Annotated in this window: 13 protein-coding genes; 6 read left to right on the forward strand and 7 right to left on the reverse strand. The window is 73.1% G+C overall.

Annotated features, from left to right (window positions below; translation table 11 throughout):
• Window positions 1–217: 217 nt before the first annotated feature.
• Window positions 218–2,647, reverse strand: a complete 2,430-nt coding sequence (locus tag ACIGXE_RS19060; protein WP_399748790.1) for an ABC transporter family substrate-binding protein — start codon at window positions 2,645–2,647, stop codon at window positions 218–220.
• 250 nt (window positions 2,648–2,897) lie between these two features.
• Here ACIGXE_RS19060 and ACIGXE_RS19065 point away from each other — a divergent pair, with 250 nt between their 5' ends.
• Genes ACIGXE_RS19065 through ACIGXE_RS19080 form a run of 4 tightly spaced genes read left to right on the forward strand, consistent with a single transcriptional unit; the run spans window position 2,898 to window position 6,624 of the window.
• Window positions 2,898–3,125, forward strand: a complete 228-nt coding sequence (locus ACIGXE_RS19065) for a hypothetical protein (RefSeq protein WP_399748792.1) — start codon at window positions 2,898–2,900, stop codon at window positions 3,123–3,125.
• Between the two features lie 16 nt (window positions 3,126–3,141).
• Window positions 3,142–3,972: a hypothetical protein gene (locus tag ACIGXE_RS19070; RefSeq protein ID WP_399748794.1), complete on the forward strand. Its 831-nt coding sequence runs from the start codon at window positions 3,142–3,144 to the stop codon at window positions 3,970–3,972.
• Between the two features lies 1 nt (window position 3,973).
• Window positions 3,974–5,857, forward strand: a complete 1,884-nt coding sequence (locus ACIGXE_RS19075) for a fumarate reductase/succinate dehydrogenase flavoprotein subunit (RefSeq protein ID WP_399748796.1) — start codon at window positions 3,974–3,976, stop codon at window positions 5,855–5,857.
• The gene (locus ACIGXE_RS19080) at window positions 5,854–6,624 is read left to right on the forward strand and encodes a succinate dehydrogenase/fumarate reductase iron-sulfur subunit (protein ID WP_399748797.1); all 771 of its coding nucleotides are present in this window, start codon (window positions 5,854–5,856) and stop codon (window positions 6,622–6,624) included. Before ACIGXE_RS19075 ends, ACIGXE_RS19080 begins: the two co-directional genes overlap by 4 nt.
• Window positions 6,625–6,776: 152 nt before the next feature.
• Here ACIGXE_RS19080 and ACIGXE_RS19085 read toward each other — a convergent pair whose 3' ends face one another.
• On the reverse strand, window positions 6,777–7,802 hold the full coding sequence (locus ACIGXE_RS19085; RefSeq protein ID WP_399748799.1) for a hypothetical protein: 1,026 nt from the start codon (window positions 7,800–7,802) through the stop codon (window positions 6,777–6,779).
• A 163-nt stretch (window positions 7,803–7,965) separates the two neighbouring features.
• On the opposite strand from ACIGXE_RS19085, the gene ACIGXE_RS19090 reads away from it, so the two are divergent.
• A complete protein-coding gene (locus ACIGXE_RS19090; protein WP_399748801.1) occupies window positions 7,966–10,092 on the forward strand; it encodes a TPM domain-containing protein in 2,127 nt (708 codons plus the stop codon).
• Window positions 10,093–10,157: 65 nt separating this feature from the next.
• Window positions 10,158–10,865, forward strand: coding sequence for a PspA/IM30 family protein (locus ACIGXE_RS19095; RefSeq protein ID WP_399748803.1), 708 nt, complete (start codon window positions 10,158–10,160; stop codon window positions 10,863–10,865).
• A 158-nt stretch (window positions 10,866–11,023) separates the two neighbouring features.
• On the opposite strand, the gene ACIGXE_RS19100 is transcribed toward ACIGXE_RS19095, so the two are convergent.
• The 5 genes from ACIGXE_RS19100 to ACIGXE_RS19120 all read right to left on the reverse strand — a co-directional run bounded on the left by ACIGXE_RS19100 (window position 11,024) and on the right by ACIGXE_RS19120 (window position 16,064).
• Entirely contained in the window at window positions 11,024–13,630 is a 2,607-nt protein-coding gene (locus tag ACIGXE_RS19100; RefSeq protein WP_399748804.1) for a SpoIIE family protein phosphatase, read from the reverse strand.
• Between the two features lie 144 nt (window positions 13,631–13,774).
• Window positions 13,775–14,197: an ATP-binding protein gene (locus ACIGXE_RS19105; protein WP_399748806.1), complete on the reverse strand. Its 423-nt coding sequence runs from the start codon at window positions 14,195–14,197 to the stop codon at window positions 13,775–13,777.
• 110 nt (window positions 14,198–14,307) lie between these two features.
• Window positions 14,308–14,772: a (deoxy)nucleoside triphosphate pyrophosphohydrolase gene (locus ACIGXE_RS19110; RefSeq protein WP_399748808.1), complete on the reverse strand. Its 465-nt coding sequence runs from the start codon at window positions 14,770–14,772 to the stop codon at window positions 14,308–14,310.
• A gap of 55 nt (window positions 14,773–14,827) precedes the next feature.
• Window positions 14,828–15,007 carry an SPOR domain-containing protein gene (locus ACIGXE_RS19115; protein ID WP_399748810.1) on the reverse strand — a complete coding sequence of 60 codons (180 nt, stop codon included), beginning with the start codon at window positions 15,005–15,007 and terminating at the stop codon, window positions 14,828–14,830.
• A 304-nt stretch (window positions 15,008–15,311) separates the two neighbouring features.
• Window positions 15,312–16,064: a GntR family transcriptional regulator gene (locus tag ACIGXE_RS19120; protein WP_399748812.1), complete on the reverse strand. Its 753-nt coding sequence runs from the start codon at window positions 16,062–16,064 to the stop codon at window positions 15,312–15,314.
• Between the last annotated feature and the right edge of the window lie 175 nt (window positions 16,065–16,239).

Consider the following 16,239-nt stretch of genomic DNA (forward strand, 5'->3'; position numbering starts at 1 on the left):
CGCCACGGCTATGTCCTATGGTACGGGGCTGCCGTGCAAGGGGCTTCCCCGGAGGGATCCGAGAGGGTCTACTGGGAGGTTTCAGGGTGTGGGGAAGATCATGCGACCGGGTCAAGGGGCCGACGTGATCCTGCCCGCCGGGGTCCCCGGCGGGCAAGGAACTTGAGCTGGTTCTGAGCTTGCGGCTTGGACTTTCGGCGGCTTTAGGGTATTGCGCTCACTTGCGGGTGTTGCTCTCCGCGCCCCGGGCGGACTCCGGCTTCTTGAAGCCGATGTCCTGGTAGCGCGGGGCGGCGAAGCCCCAGGCCCCCGCGTTCACGAGCTCGGGCCGGGCCGCCACCAGCTGGGGACGCTGGTAGAGCGGGATGGAGCCGGCCGCGGCCCAGATCCGGGCGTCGGCCTGGCGGACCAGGTCGCGGGCCTCCTCCTCGTCGAGGGTGGCGGCCGCCTGGTCGAAGAGCTGGTCGATGCGGTCGGTGCCGACCCGGGCGTAGTTCTGCTCCACCAGGAGCGAGCCGTCGGAGGCCGGCTCCGGCTTGGCGTAGATCGGCCGGGCGTCGGTCGCCGGGAAGGCGGTCGCGGGCCAGGAGTAGAGGGCCAGGTCGTAGTCGCCGGAGGCGATGTGGTCCTTGAAGAAGCTCTCGTCGGAGACCTTGGTGACCTCGGTGCGGATGCCGACGGCGTCGAGCATCCGCACGATCCGGTCGCCGACCGCGCGGAGCGACTCCGAGCCGGGGCCCGAGGGCAGGACGAAGCGGAGGCTGAGCGCCTTGCCGTCCTTGCCGAGGGCCTGCGCCGCGGCGGCGTCGGCGGCGGCCGGGGCCGCGGTGCCGCGCGGGGCGTAGGCGCCGGCCACGGGCTTGGCGGGGTGCGCCTGGAGCTGGGACCGCACCTCGGCCCCGGTGCCGCCGCCGGTGTCGAGGGCCGCGGCCTGGCGGAGCAGCGCCGCGCTCTGGAAGGCGGCCACGGGGGCGGGGGCGAGGACGTTGGTGCCGCTCTCGGGGCCGGCGGCGCCGATCAGCGGGCCGGTCGCCCGGCGCTCGCCGGGCTTGTCGTCGCCGACGATGTAGAGGCCCTCGTCGGAGGCCGTGTCGGGCTGCTTCTGGCCCGGCTTCTCGTCGGCTTTCTTCTCCGGCTTCGTCTCGGTCGTGCCGGTCTTCCCGGCGCCCTCCGCCGCCTTCGCCGCCTTCTCGGCGTCCGTGCCCGTTGCCTCGCTGCCCGCCTTCGTACCGGCGGCCGGCTTCTTCAGCGCCCCGCCCGGCACCCAGCCGGCGTCGGCGAGCAGCGCCCGCGCCTCCTTGGTGTCCTGGTCGCCGAGCGCGTCGCTGCTGTCGGCGTACGCGGCCTGTCCGGCGAGCGCGAGGTGGCTGCCCGGCGGCCTGGCCGGCAGCCCGAGCGGCTTGAGCACGGTCTCGGCCAGCTCCTGGCGGTCGATCGCACGGGCCACCGCCCGGCGCACCCGCTCGTCGGCGAGCGGACCGGACTCCCCGTTGAGGGAGAGCTGGGTGTAGGCGGGCTCCAGGGACTTGCGGACCACGAACCGGGCGAGGCCGTTCTGCTCGGTCGCGTACCGGGCGACGGCCAGCTGGTTCTTCTCCCGGGCGGCCCGTACCTCCTCGGCCTTCTCCTCGTCGGAGCCGTAGGCGAGCGCCCAGGACTTCAGCGCGGCGGCGGGGGTGACCCCGGCGCCGGGCCCGTGGGCGAGGGCCTGCCCGCCGCTCCGGCCGGTCCGGGCGTCGCGGGTCGCGAGGGCGATCCGCTCGGCGACGGCCCGGTCGATCTCGGCCAGGTCCAGCTTGCCGGCGGCGAGCGCGGCGGCCCGGTCGGCGCGGGGCACGGCGGTGAGGACGAGCGTGTCGAGCTTGGCGTTCTGGCCCCACCAGCGCGGGTTGCGGACGAGCGTGACGGTGCCCGCCTTGCGGTCGATCGTCTTCAGCAGGAACGGTCCTGCGGTGGCCTTGAGGGAGGCGCGGGCGCCGTCGTTGAAGGTGTTCGGCGAGCCCATCACCTCCTTCGGGTAGAGCGGGGTGAAGAGCGAGCGCCAGTCGGCGTACGGCTTGCCGAAGGTGACCCGCACCTCCAGGTCGTTCTTGCCGCGCTCGATCTTCTCGATCCGCTCGTAGCCGGCGTTGCGGGCGGTCCAGTAGGCGGTGTCCCGGCCGCTGAGCGCGCGCCACTGGGCGACGAAGTCCGCGGCGCCGATCTCGCGCCCGTCGCTCCACACTGCCTGCTGGTTGAGCTTGTAGAGCACGACCTGCTTCGGTTCGGTCTCGACGACCGCGGCGGATTCCAGGTAGTCGGGGTTGAGCCGGGGCCGGCCGCGCTCGTCGAGGGTGTGGAGGGCGGGCAGCACGGCGCCCGCGACGCGGGCGGTGGCGCCGTCGGCGTCGGCCTGGAAGGCGTTGAGGGTGGTGGGCAGCGCGTCGACCGCCCAGCGCAGGGTTCCTCCGTCGGCGACCTGGTCGCGTGCGGCCGGCGCGTTGTCCTGGGCGGCGGCGGGCGACTCCTCGCCGCCGTCGCCGGAGCTGCATCCGGCCAGGACGGCGAGGGCGAGGACCGCGCTGCCGAGGGTGGCGACGGAGCGGAGCGTGCGGGAGCGGGGGCTCCTGGAGCATGTCCTCCCGCGAGGGGCGCCGACCTGGGACATGACTTGTACCCCTTCGTCCAGTTTCATGCCATTTGGAGATGATCAGACCTATTGCTCATACACTGAAAAGGACGGAGCGGATCCGGTGACGGCGACACGGCGGCACGGCCGGCAAACCCCACTCGTGCGGCCCAATCGCCCGGACGCCGGGGCGCTCCGGACGAGTGGAATCACGTGCACACGGCTTCACAAGCGGGATGTGACGCGCGACACTCGCGTGTGACCCGCGCTCGCGGAAGTGAGGGCAACCATGTCCGATCAGGACGATCTCGCGGCCGTCAAGCGCCGCCTGCAAGACCTGGAACGCACGGTCGAAGAGCTGGAACGCCGCGTCGGGGCGGAGCGGAGCACGCCCAAGGTGCCCCGGGACGACCGCGCCGAGAGCATGGTGACGATCCCGGACGCCCCGTACGACTCCCAGAAGTGGACCGACATCGACGACGAGGGCCTGGGAGCACGCGACCGCCACGCGCCGTAGAGCCGAGGAGGCCCTGTTGGCCACAGGTACCCGACCCCCGACGAGGAACGGAACGGCGACGGGGGTGCGCTCCGCGGGGCGCGCCTCCCTCGCCGCTCGTCATCTGCGCACCGACCGCTGGTGGCTGGCGCCCGCCGTCACCGCCGCCGGACTGCTCGCCTTCGTCGCCTACTCGACCTGGCGGGCCTTCGCGAACGCCGACTACTACGCCGCCCCCTACGTCTCGCCGTTCTACTCGCCGTGCCTCGCGGAGAACTGCGTCCCCATGCACGGCGGCCCCAACTGGGCCCTGTTCGGCAGCTGGTGGGGCCTCTCCCCCGCCCTGCTCATCCTGGTCTTCCCGCTCGGCTTCCGGCTGACCTGCTACTACTACCGCAAGGCCTACTACCGGGGCTTCTGGGCCTCTCCCCCGGCCTGCGCGGTCGCCGAGCCCCACGCCGCCTACAGCGGGGAGACCCGCTTCCCGCTGATCCTGCAGAACGTCCACCGGTACTTCTTCTACCTGGCCCTCCCGGTCGCCGGCATCCTCACGTACGACACCGTCCTGACCTTCCGGGACGAGCACCACGCGTGGGGTCACATGGGGCTCGGGACGCTCGTCTTCCTCGTCAACATCGTGCTGATCTGGGCGTACACCCTGTCCTGCCACTCCTGCCGGCACATCGTCGGCGGCCGGCTGCGGCACTTCTCGAAGCATCCCGTCCGCTACCGGCTGTGGACCTGGGCGGGCCGGCTGAACAGCCGCCACATGCTGCTCGCCTGGGCCTCGCTGATCAGCGTCGCCGCCTGCGACCTCTACGTGTACCTCCTCGCCACCGGTGCCTTCGACGACCCGAGGTTCTTCTGACATGACTCCTGTGGAGCGGCAGCAGTGGGACGTGATCGTGGTCGGCGCCGGTGGCGCCGGGCTGCGGGCGGCGATCGAGGCGCGGCAGCGGGGCGCCCGTACGGCCGTCATCTGCAAGTCCCTGTTCGGCAAGGCGCACACCGTGATGGCGGAGGGCGGCATCGCCGCCTCCATGGCCAACGCCAATCCGCACGACACCTGGCAGACCCACTTCCGCGACACCATGCGCGGCGGCAAGTTCCTCAACCAGTGGCGGATGGCCGAACTGCACGCCCAGGAGGCCCCCGACCGGGTGTGGGAGCTGGAGACCTGGGGCGCGCTCTTCGACCGCACGCCCGACGGGCGCATCTCCCAGCGCAACTTCGGCGGCCACGAGTACCCACGGCTCGCGCACGTCGGCGACCGGACCGGCCTGGAGCTGATCCGCACCCTCCAGCAGAAGATCGTCTCCCTCCAGCAGGACGACTTCCGCGGGACCGGTGACTACGAGAGCGGACTGAAGGTCTTCCAGGAGTGCACGGTCACCCGCGTCCTCAAGGACGCCCTCGGGCGCGTCGCCGGGGTCTTCTGCTACGAGCGCGAGTCCGGCCGCTTCTTCGTCCTCCAGGCCCCCGCGGTCGTCCTCGCGACCGGCGGTATCGGCAAGTCCTTCAAGGTCACGTCCAACTCCTGGGAGTACACCGGCGACGGACACGCGCTCGCGCTGCTCGCGGGGGCACCGCTGGTGAACATGGAGTTCGTGCAGTTCCATCCGACCGGCATGGTCTGGCCTCCGTCGGTGAAGGGGATCCTCGTCACCGAGTCGGTGCGCGGCGACGGCGGGGTGCTGCGGAACTCCGAGGGCAAGCGGTTCATGTTCGACTACGTCCCCGAGGTCTTCAAGGAGAAGTACGCGCAGTCGGAGGAGGAGGGCGACCGCTGGTACGAGGACCCGGACAACAACCGCCGCCCGCCCGAGCTGCTGCCGCGCGACGAGGTGGCCCGGGCGATCAACGCGGAGGTCAAGGCGGGCCGCGGCTCCCCGCACGGCGGGGTCTTCCTCGACGTGTCGACCCGGATGCCGGCCGAGGTGATCCGGCGCCGGCTGCCGTCGATGTACCACCAGTTCAAGGAGCTCGCGGACGTCGACATCACGGCCGAGGCCATGGAGGTCGGCCCGACCTGCCACTATGTGATGGGCGGCGTCGCCGTCGACTCCGAGTCGGCCGCGACCCTCGGCGTTCCCGGCCTCTTCGCGGCCGGCGAGGTCGCGGGCGGCATGCACGGCTCGAACCGGCTCGGCGGGAACTCGCTCTCCGACCTCCTCGTGTTCGGACGGCGGGCCGGTCTGCACGCCGCCGCCTACGCGGCCTACGCGGCCGAGTCGGGCCGGGCCGAGGCCGACGAGCAGGCGGTGGCGGCCGCCCGGGCGGAGGCGCTGGCCCCGTTCGACGGCGACGGGGAGAACCCGTACACGCTCCACCAGGAGCTCCAGCAGACGATGAACGACCTCGTCGGGATCATCCGGCGGGAGAGCGAGATGGCCGAGGCGCTGGACCGGATCGCCGCGCTGCGCGAGCGCGCGCGGCGGGTCGCCGTCGAGGGCCACCGGCAGTTCAACCCCGGCTGGCACCTCGCGCTCGACCTGCGCAACATGCTGCTGGTCAGCGAGTGCGTGGCGCGGGCGGCCCTGGAGCGCACGGAGTCCCGGGGCGGCCACACCCGCGAGGACCATCCGTCCATGGACCGCGCCTGGCGCCCGGTGAACCTGCGCTGCCGGGCGGCCGACGGGGGCGGGGTGGACCTGGAGCGGGTACGCACCGAGCCGATCAGGGCCGATCTGCTCGCCCTCTTCGAGAAGGAGGAGCTGGCGAAGTACCTCGCCGAGGAGGAGCTGGACGCATGAGCACGTACGACGCGAGGTTCCGGATCTGGCGGGGCGACGCCGACGGCGGCGGACTCACCGACTACACGGTCGAGGTGCACGACGGCGAGGTGGTGCTCGACATCGTGCACCGCCTCCAGGCCACCCAGGCGCCCGACCTGGCCGTGCGCTGGAACTGCAAGGCCGGAAAGTGCGGCTCCTGCTCGGCCGAGATCAACGGGCGGCCGCGGCTGTTGTGCATGACCCGGATGTCGGTGTTCGGACGCGACGAGACGATCACGGTGACGCCGATGCGGGCCTTCCCGGTGATCCGCGACCTGGTCACGGACGTGTCCTTCAACTACGCGAAGGCGCGGGAGATCCCGGCCTTCGTGCCGCCCGCCGGTCTCGCCCCCGGCGAGTACCGGATGAAGCAGGAGGACGTCGACCGCTCGCAGGAGTTCCGGAAGTGCATCGAGTGCTTCCTGTGCCAGAACACCTGCCATGTGGTGCGCGACCACGAGGAGAACAAGGCCGTCTTCGCCGGTCCGCGCTTCCTCATGCGGATCGCCGAGCTCGACATGCACCCGCTCGACGCGGCGGAGGAGACCGGCCTCGACCGCCGTGCCACCGCGCAGGAGGAGCACGGCCTGGGCTACTGCAACATCACCAAGTGCTGCACCGAGGTGTGCCCGGAGGACATCCGGATCACGGACAACGCCCTGATCCCCATGAAGGAACGGGTCGTGGACCGGAAGTACGACCCGGTGGTGTGGCTGGGCCGGACGATCCGACGCCGGAGGGGCTGAGGCGCGTACGGGGTTGAGGCACGTACAGCTGAGGCACGTACAGGCTGAGGCACGTACGGGGCCGAGGCACGTACGGGGCCCGCGGGCCGGTCGGGACTTTCCGGGCCGGCCCTGGTGCGCCCGCGGGCCGGTCGGGACGTTCCTGACCCGCCCTAGTTCGCCCGCGGGCCGGTCGGCCGGTCGTGCCAGCCCTCCCGGTACGCCTGCCAGTCGCCGTCCCGCGCCGCGAAGTCCACGTACAGCGCCAGGCCGAAGCGCTCGCGGTCCGGGTCGGTGCGCCCGAGCCCGAGGCGGGCGCCGCGGACCGCGGCCTCGACGGTCTCGGCCGACTCGTGGTGCCCGAGGTCGTCCTCGTGGAAGAAGGGCAGGCCCATGAGCAGGTCCGTCCCCTCGGGCGTCACCTCCAGGGCCAGGCTGGTCTGCTGGGCGACGTAGCCGCCGTACATGCCCTCCAGCGGCATCCAGGTGTCGTACGACATGACCGCGATCTGGTCGACCCGCCGGGCGACCTGGCCGAAGAACTCCTGCGACCACCACTTCTCGCTGCCGGACAGCGCGCCGAGGACGGTGTGCGCCGCCGGCAGCGGGTCTATCTGGTGCGCGGCGACCGAGAGCGGCGCCTTGCGGGCCCGGGTCAGCGCGCCGAGATCGTCGAGCAGCGAGAGATAGTGGCGGTCGTCGGAGTGCAGCGGCTCCAGGTCGAAGTGGACGCCCTCGAAGCCGGCGTCGAGGACCTGCCGGGCCGAGGCCACCACGGCGGCCCGGGAGCGTGCGTCCTCCAGCCGCAGCCCGTCCGGGCCCTCGGTGGCGAGGATGTCGCCCAGCCACGCGTGCACCCGGATGCCCGGCATCGTGCGGTGGACGGCGTCGACGAGCCAACGTGCCCGCGGATGGCGGGCGGCGGGCAGGGTGCCGTCGTGTTCGAGGGGTCCGGCGTGGACGTACAGGTCACGGATGCCCGTGCCCTTGATCCGCTCCGCGAAGGCGGCGACGTCGGCCTCCTTCTTCCGGCCGTCGACCCAGGCGTGGCCGAGCCAGATGGCGTCCTTGCCGCGGGTCCGTGTCCCCTCGCGGAGCTCGCCCGTGTAGTTGAGGCGCAGCGCCGTGCCCGCGGCCAGCACCGGCACGACGAGCGCGAGGACGAGTCCGAGGACGCACCAGCGCCCCCGTCGCCACACGCTCTTCCACCGTCCGTTCACCCGGGCCCCCCGAGAATCGTCGTGTCACCGCTACCACCGTAGCGATGGCTACCGACAGTGACGCACGCCTGTGGAGAACGGTTTCCGCACGTCCGGCCCGGCCCGGTCGCGGCCCCACAAGCCCGGACATAACCTCCTTTTTGTGACACGAACAGCCACCCGAGCCCTGCTCTCGGTGCTGGTGGCGGCGTGGTGGCTGGCCGTGCCCGCCGTTCCCGGCGCCCGCGCCGACGACCCCGTCGTCCTGTCCCGGGACGGGCAGGTCACCGACCGGGTGGACGCTCTCGGCGACCGGCGCCCCGCGGTGGTCCGGGCCCTCGACGCGCTCTACGACGCCCGCCGCGTGCAGCTCTTCGTCGTGTACGTACGGGACTTCTCCGGCCACCCCGCCCAGGGCTGGGCCGACGCCACCGCCGAGCGCAACGGACTCGGTCGCGACGACGTGCTGCTCGCCGTCGCCACCCACGACCGCCGGTACGGCTACTCCGCCGACCCCGGCTCCCGGCTCACCCAGGCCCAGCTCGACGACGTCGCCCGGAACGCGATCGAACCGGCCCTCCGGCAGAACGACTGGGCGGGCGCGGCCGTCGGCGCCGCCGACGGCTACGCGGCCGTCCTCGCCGGCCGGCCCGTACCCGCCCCCGCGATCACCCCCGGCCCCGCCGACCCCGGCGGGAGCGCGGCCGGCGACTCCACCTCCGCGGCCGACCTGATCCTGCCGGTGGTCCTGGTCGGCGGCGCCGGCGCGATCGCCGCGTACGCGTACACCAAGCGCCGCCGCAGGACCGCCACCCGCACCACACCGGGCGGCGGGGGCTGGGGCTCCGCCGCCGGCGGCAGCGGCTGGGGCACGCCGAAGGGGTCGCCGCCACCGGACCTCGCCGAACTCGACGGGCGGGCCCGACAGGCGCTCGTCGCGACCGACGACGCCGTCCGTACCAGCAAGGAAGAACTGGGCTTCGCGACCGCCCAGTTCGGCGAGGAGGCGGTCACCCGGTTCACCGAGGCCGTGCGGTTCGCGGAGGACGAGCTCACCGCCGCCTTCCGGCTGCGGCAGCAGCTCGACGACGCCGTTCCCGAGGACGACGCGACCCGGCGGTCCCTGCTCGCCGAGATCGTCGAGCGCTGTGCCGACGTCAACGCCCGTCTCGACGCCGAGGCCGAGGACTTCGACCGGCTGCGCGCCCTGGAGCGCAACGCGCCCGAGGCCCTGGAGGCCGTCGAGGCGGCCTTCCGCGAGCAGACCGGCCGGGTGGCCACGGCGGAGGCCACTCTGACGGCGATGCGCGAGCGGTACGCCGAGTCCGCGGCGGCACCGGTCTCCGGCGACGTGGAACAGGCCAAGGACCGGCTGGTGTTCGCGACCACCACCGTCAACGAGGCGCGGCAGCTCCTGGACGGGGGCGACAACGGCGGCGCCGCCGTGCGGATCCGGGCCGCCGAGGGCGCCGTCGACCAGGCGGCCCGGCTGGCCGAGGCCGTGGACCGGCGGGCCCAGGAGCTCGCCGAGGCGGTGGGGAAGCTGTCGGGGGCGCTCACCGAGACCGAGGCGGACCTGGCCGATGCCCGCGGGCTGCTCGAAGGCACCTCGGAGGGGGTGTCGACGGCGGACCTGCGGGGCCGGATCGGCCGGGCCGCGTCGGTGCTCGCCGACGTCCGCGGCGCGGTCGACTCCGGCCGCTACGACCCGATCGACGCGCTGCGCCGGCTCGAGGAGGCGGACACGGCGCTCGACGAGGCCCTGGAGGGCGCGCGGGAGCGCGAGTCGGGCAGCCTGCGCGCCCGCACGCTCCTGGACCAGGCGGCGCTGACGGCCCGTTCGGCGATCGGCGCGGCCGGCGACTTCGTCACGACGCACCGCGGAGCCGTCGGCGCGGAGGCCCGCACCCGCCTGGCCGAGGCCCGGCGGCGGCTGGACCGGGCGGGCCGGCTGGCCGACGCCGACCCGCACGCGGCGCTGGCCGAGGCGCGGCAGGCCGACGCGCTCGCCCGGCGGGCTCAGGAGCTCGCCGAGCAGGACGTGCGGTCGTACGGGAACCCGAACGGCCTGGGCGGTGTAACAGGGGTGGGAGGTGCCGGCGGTGGCGGGCTCGGAGGGGCCGTGCTCGGCGGCATCATCCTCGGCGGACTGTTCGGAGGGGGACGTGGTGGGGGTGGACACGGTGGGGGTCGTGGCGGGGGTTTCGGGGGCGGCGGCTTCGGCGGCGGCCCCGGCAGCTTCGGCGGCGGGGGCACCCGCGGCCGCTTGGGCGGCGGCGGGCGTTTCTGACGCCGTCCTGTCGCTCGTCACCCGAGTCGTACGTCGTGTACGTCGCGCACGCAAGGAGACCGACCATGAGCAAGCAGACCGTCCTCGGGCGGGTCGCCCAGCTGGCGAAGGCCAACGTCCACGCGCTCCTCGACCAGGCGGAGGATCCGCAGAAGATGCTGGACCAGCTGATCCGCGACTACGCGAGCAACATCACGGAGGCGGAGGAGGCGGTCGCGGCGACCCTCGGCCATCTGCGCCTGATGGAGCAGGACCACCGGGAGGACGTGGCGGCGGCGAAGGAGTGGGGCGAGAAGGCCCTGGCCGCGAGCCGCAGGGCGGACACCTTGCGGGCCGGCGGGCAGACGGCGGAGGCGGACCGCTTCGACAACCTGGCGAAGGTCGCCCTCGGCCGCCAGCTCCAGTCGGAGAAGGAGGCGCGGACGGCGGAGCCGACGATCGCCGCGCAGACGGAGGTGGTCGCGCGGCTCAGGTCGGGCCTGGACCAGATGAAGGGCAAGCTGGGCGAGCTCCGGGCCAAGCGGGACGAGCTGGTCGCGCGGGCCAGGTCGGCGCACGCGCAGAACACGATGCTGGACGCGGTGAAGAGCGTCGACGTCCTGGACCCGACGAGCGAGCTGAGCCGCTTCGAGGACAAGGTGCGCCGGGAGGAGGCGAGGGCGCTGGGCAGGCAGGAGCTGGCCGCCTCCTCGCTGGACGCCCAGTTCGAGCAGTTGGACGCGCTCGGCGACCAGGCGGAGATCGAGGCTCGGCTGGCCGCGCTCAAGGCGTAGGCGGTGTCCGGCCGCTCAGGGCCGGACAGGCCCTGGGAGCGGCCGGCGGGACGGTGGCGGTCCGGTCCGGGCTGCGTACGGTCCGGTCCGGGCTGCGTACGGTCCGGTCCGGGCTGCGTCCGGTCCGGTCCAGGCTGCGTCCGGTCCGGTCCAGGGGCTCAGAACATGCTGAGCAGCTGGTCGACGGTCGGTTCGGTGAAGCCGTCGCCGTCCGGCAGCGGCAGCTCGAACCAGACGGTCTTGCCGCGCGGGGTGCGGCGCGAGCCCCAGGCGGCGCTGAGCAGCCCGACCAGCTGCAGTCCGCGCCCGCCCTCGTCGGTGTCCTTGGCCCGGCGGCGGCGGGGCTGGACGAGGCCCGCGTCCCACACCTCGCAGACCAGGGTGCGGTCGCGCAGCAGCCGCAGCCGGATCTCCCCCTCGCCGTAGCGCAGGGCGTTGGTGACCAGTTCGCTGACGAGCAGCTCGACGGTGTCGATCAGGGGCTCCAGCTCCCAGGCGGTGAGCTGGGCGCGGGCCAGTTCGCGGGCGCGGCCGACCGAGCGGGGCTCCCTGGGGAGCCGCCAGTCGCCCACGGCCTCGCTGGGCAGGCCCTGGATGCGGGCCATGAGCAGGGCGATGTCGTCCTCGCCGTGCCGGGTGTCGAGGGTGGTCAGGACGTGGTCGCAGACGTCCTCGAGGGGCCGGCCGTGGTTGGCGAGGGCGCTGCGGAAGGCGCTCAGTCCCTCGTCGAGGGCGTGGTCGCGGGATTCGACGAGCCCGTCGGTGTAGAGGGCGAGCAGGGCCCCCTCGGGCAGCTCGACCTCGACCTCCTCGAAGGGCTCACCGCCGACGCCGAGCGGCATCCCCGGGGGCACGTCGAGGAGCAGGGCCTCCTCGCCGGGTTCGACGAGCACCGGCGGCAGATGGCCCGCGTTGGCGAAGGTGCAGCGCCGGGTGACGGGGTCGTAGACGGCGTAGACGCAGGTGGCCAGATAGACCTCGGAGAGCTCGGGTCCGCGGGCCTTGTGGGCGCGGGCGGACTGCTGGGCGCCGGCCGGCGTGCCGAGGCCGCGGGCGATCTCGTCGAGGTGGGAGAGGACCTCGGCCGGTTCGAGGTCCAGCTGGGCGAGGGTGCGCACGGCGGTGCGCAGTTCGCCCATGGCGACGGCGGCGCGCAGGCCGCGGCCCATGACGTCGCCGATGACCAGCGCGGTGCGGTGGCCCGGGAGTTCGATGACGTCGAACCAGTCGCCGCCGACCTCGGAGCCGACGGTGCCGGGGAGGTAGCGACAGGCGATGTCGAGTCCGGCCGCCTCGGGGTCGCCGGGGGGCAGCAGGCTGCGCTGGAGGATGAGGGCCCGCTCGTGCTCGCGCCGGTAGAGGCGGGCGTTGTCGATGCAGACGGCGGCGCGCGCGGCGAGTTCGACGGCGAGGGCGCGGTCGCGTTCGCCGAAGGACTCGCTCCCCTTGGCCCGGGAGAACTGGACGAGGCCGACGACGGTGTCGTGGGCGACCATCGGGACCACGAGGGTGGACTGCACGAGGCTGCCCTCCGCGCCGGGCACGGTGCGGACGCGGCCGGTGCGCAGGGCTCCGGCGCAGGGCGAGTTGAACGGGTAGCGGTGCACGGAGCCGACCTCGATGGGGCCGGTGTCGCAGCACACCTCGCCGTCCGCCCCGGGGGTCCGGGCTGCCGTGTCGTCCTCGCTGGGGCGCGGCTTCCCGATCCGTACGGGGGTGTCGGAGACGGCGCTGGCGACGGCGACCCGGCGCAGTTCGGCGCTGCCCGCCCCGTAGCCGACGTCGTGGGAGCTGCCCCAGCGGCCGGGCGGGGCCTCGTCGCCGGTCAGCAGCCCCTGGTAGAGGTCGACGGCGGCGAGGTCGCAGAAACCGGGGACGGCGACGTCGAGGAGTTCCCGGGCGGTGGCCTCCAGGTCGAGGGAGTTGCCGATGCGCGCCCCGGCCTCGTTCAGCAGGGCGAGGTTGCGGCGGGCGCTGGCGGCCTCGCGGGCGGCGTTCTGCCGGCGGGTGACGTCGATGCCGAGGCCGGCGACGCCGATGGGGCGGCCGGAACCGCTGTGCACCCGGTAGAGGTTGACCGACCAGTGGCGCCGGTCGGTGGAGCCGGGCGCGGCGCCGACGATCTGGAGGTCCGCGACGGACTCTCCGGTCTCCAGGACCGTGCGGAGCGCGGCGGTCATCCGCTCGGCCTCGGGCCGGGCCAGGTAGTCGTACACGGTCCGGCCGCGGTGGTCGTCGGCGTTGCCGCCGAAGACGGTGGCGAAGCGGCGGTTGGCCCGCTTCACGGTGAGGTCGGTGCCGAAGAGCAGAAAGCCGAACGGGGATTGGCCGAAAATGGCCTGCGAGGCGGCGAGGTCGGTCTCGATCCGGCGCAGCGCCCGCACGTCGACGACGATGCACAGGGCCGCCTTCTCCCCGCGCCCGGTCTCGCTGGGCATGACGTACATCTCGGCGATGCCGTGGGGGCGGTCCTCGCCCGGCATCCGGAAGGGGACCAGGCCGGTCCATTCCCTGCCGTCGAGGATCTCCTTGACCCTGCGGTGTCCGCGCTCGCGCAGCTCGGCCGGCATGAAGGCCTCGACCGGGTCCTTGCCCATGGCCTCCTCGGCGGTCACCCCGAAGAGCTCCACGGCCCGCCTGCTCCATTGGTCGACGAGCCCGTCGGGACCTATCGAGAAGGAGGCGACCCGGATGTAGTCATAGATCGACCCGGGCGGGCTGCTCTGCCACACGACACCGCTCGCCGTCTCAGGTATCTCGCTCACGCGACCGTCCCCTCCAGCTCACCGCACCGGACCGGCCATGACCGAAGTATTCAGCACCACGGCCCCCGTCGGCACGACGTTCACGATCACAGGGTGGTCTCGTTCGTTTCCGGCCGAGTCCCGCTGATCGTCGTCCCACCCTCTTTACTCACCAGGCAGGGCCAGCTCGAACCACACGGTTTTCCCGGTGCGCCCGGCCCGGGTGCCCCAGCGGCGGGCGGAACAGGCCACGAGCTGCAGCCCTCGGCCCCCCTCGTCGTCCGGTCCCGCGGGGCGTTCGGTGGGCTCATCCGGAAGCGGATCGGAGACCTCCACGAGGAGGGCGGGGCCGTGTCCGGGCCCGGTACCGTCGGGCCGGCGGCGGACCAGGCGGACGCCGATGGGCCCGGAGGCGTACCGCAGCGAGTTGGTCACCAACTCGCTGACCAGCAGAACGGTCACATCTCCGATCACCGCGTCGAGCTGCCAGGCCCTCAAGGTGTCCCGCACCGCGTGACGAGCCGTGCGCACGGCGTCGGCCTCCGCCGGAAAATGCCATTCGGCGCAGTCGCCTTCGGTGTCGATCACGAGGCCCACGTCCTATTTCGGGGGGTTAATCAGGACATACCCGATATTCGGAGTGGGATATCGCGCGGGGCGCGCCCGTGGGCGCACGGTGGCACGAACGGCGTAGGGGGTCAGCCGCGTGCGCCGTCCGCCGGTGCGGCGGAGGTGTCCGGGGCGGCGGGCAGCAGTCGGCCGGCCTCGGCGACGGCGGGGCGGTCCTGGTCGAGCCAGTCGACGGAGTCCAGCTCGTGGCGGGCGAGCCAGCGCAGCTCGTCGTGGTCCTCCAGCGGCCGCGGCTCACCGGAGGCCAGACGGGCGGCCCACACCCGCAGGACGTAGCCGGGCTTGAGCGGCCATTCGCCGGGGATGCGCGGGCCGACCTCGGTCTCGATGCCGAGCTCCTCGCGCAGCTCGCGCACCAGGGCCTCTTCGGGACTCTCCCCGGGCTCCAGCTTGCCGCCGGGCAGCTCCCAGCGGCCGGCGAGCTCGACGGGGGCGCTGCGGCGGGCGGCGAGCAGCCGCCCCTGGTGGCAGAGGGCCCCGGCGACGACCACGACAGGGTCGGGCGTCCCGGGGTCCGTTCGGCGATCGGTCATGGTGCGGAGCGTAACCCGGGCGGCGAAGGCGGCCGCCCGGGCAGCGGGCCGAGGGTCAGAGGGCGGGCTGCCCGATACGCTCGACCCAGTAGAGCTGCTTGTGTCCGCGGTCGTCGAGGCTGTCGGCGACCTTCTGGGCCTCGTCCTGGGTCGCGTACCGGCCGACCCGGTAGCGGTTGCCGTTGTCGTCCTGGCGTATGACCAGCCAGGCAAGGTCGGGACCGCTCTCGGTCATCGGGCTTCTCCCTCCGCCGGTCCGGCCGTGTCTAACGATCTCCTGGAAACCGCACTGCGCATATGCCCGAGCTTACGCCTGACCTTTACACAGCGGATACGGGTTTTCACAAAGAGATACGTATCTGGCCAGTAACAACCGGCGGAGGGCCCACGACCGCTTGCGGAACGGGGCGCGCGGGGCCGCTGCGACCGGCGGCGCCGCACCGGAGAAGGGCCGTCGGCGGGCACGACGAAGAAGGTCCCCGCGGACACTCCGCGGAGACCGAATCCGACACCCCGTCATGAAGCCGCCGAAACGCGCCTCAGCGCACGGGCAGGTGGTACGCGATCCTGTAGCGGTCGGCGGGGACGACGACGTCGGCGGTCTCGACGGCCAGGCCCGACGCGTAATAGGTCCGCGCGACGACCATCACCACATGGCCGGGCACGCCCCCGAGGGTCAGCAGCTCCTCCGCGAGGCCGGGGCGGGCGCCGACCTCCTCCACCACGTTGTCCACGACCACGTCGATCGCGGCCATCCGCTCCACCACGCCGCAGCCGCCCAGCGGGCCCTCCTCGGGCAGCATCACCGGGGTCCGGCCGGTGACCGCCAGCGGCTCCCAGGAGGTGGACAGCATCATGGGCTCACCGCCGTCCCGGAAGACGTACCGCGTGCGCATCACCCGCTCCCCCGGCTCGATGCCGAGCCGGGCGGCGACCTCCGGGCTCGCGGGCTCCTGCTCGCTGCTCGACTCCCAGGTGCCGCGCACCCCTTCGGCCGCCTGCTCCTGACGGAAGGGGTTGGCCCCGGACGAGGGCCGGTACCCCGAGCGGGCGATCGGGCGCGGCACGGGACGCTCGCGCACATAGGTCCCCGAACCCGAGCGCCCCTCGACCAGGCCCTCCGCCATGAGGACCTTGCGCGCCTCCAGTGCGACGGTGTCCGAGACCCCGTACTCCTCGCGGATGCGCGCCTGCGAGGGGAGCCGGGTGTGCGGGGGAAGCGAGCCGTTGGCGATCTTCTCCCGAAGATCGCTCGCCACACGCAGATAGGCGGGCTGCTCACCGAACGTCACTGGACACTCCCCTCAGCTTGACTGTGAGCTACAGCCTGACAACCGAGGGTGTGCACCCGCAAGCATGGGCCAGAGTTTCACCCGAAGTGATGACTCACCTTTACGTAAACCCTTCTCGCAGGTATAGCCACCGAACTCCCGTCGGAATCCTTGACGTTAATGGTCCAGACCAATA

Source organism: Streptomyces sp. NPDC053431 (assembly GCF_044544925.1).
Lineage (GTDB): Bacteria > Actinomycetota > Actinomycetes > Streptomycetales > Streptomycetaceae > Streptomyces.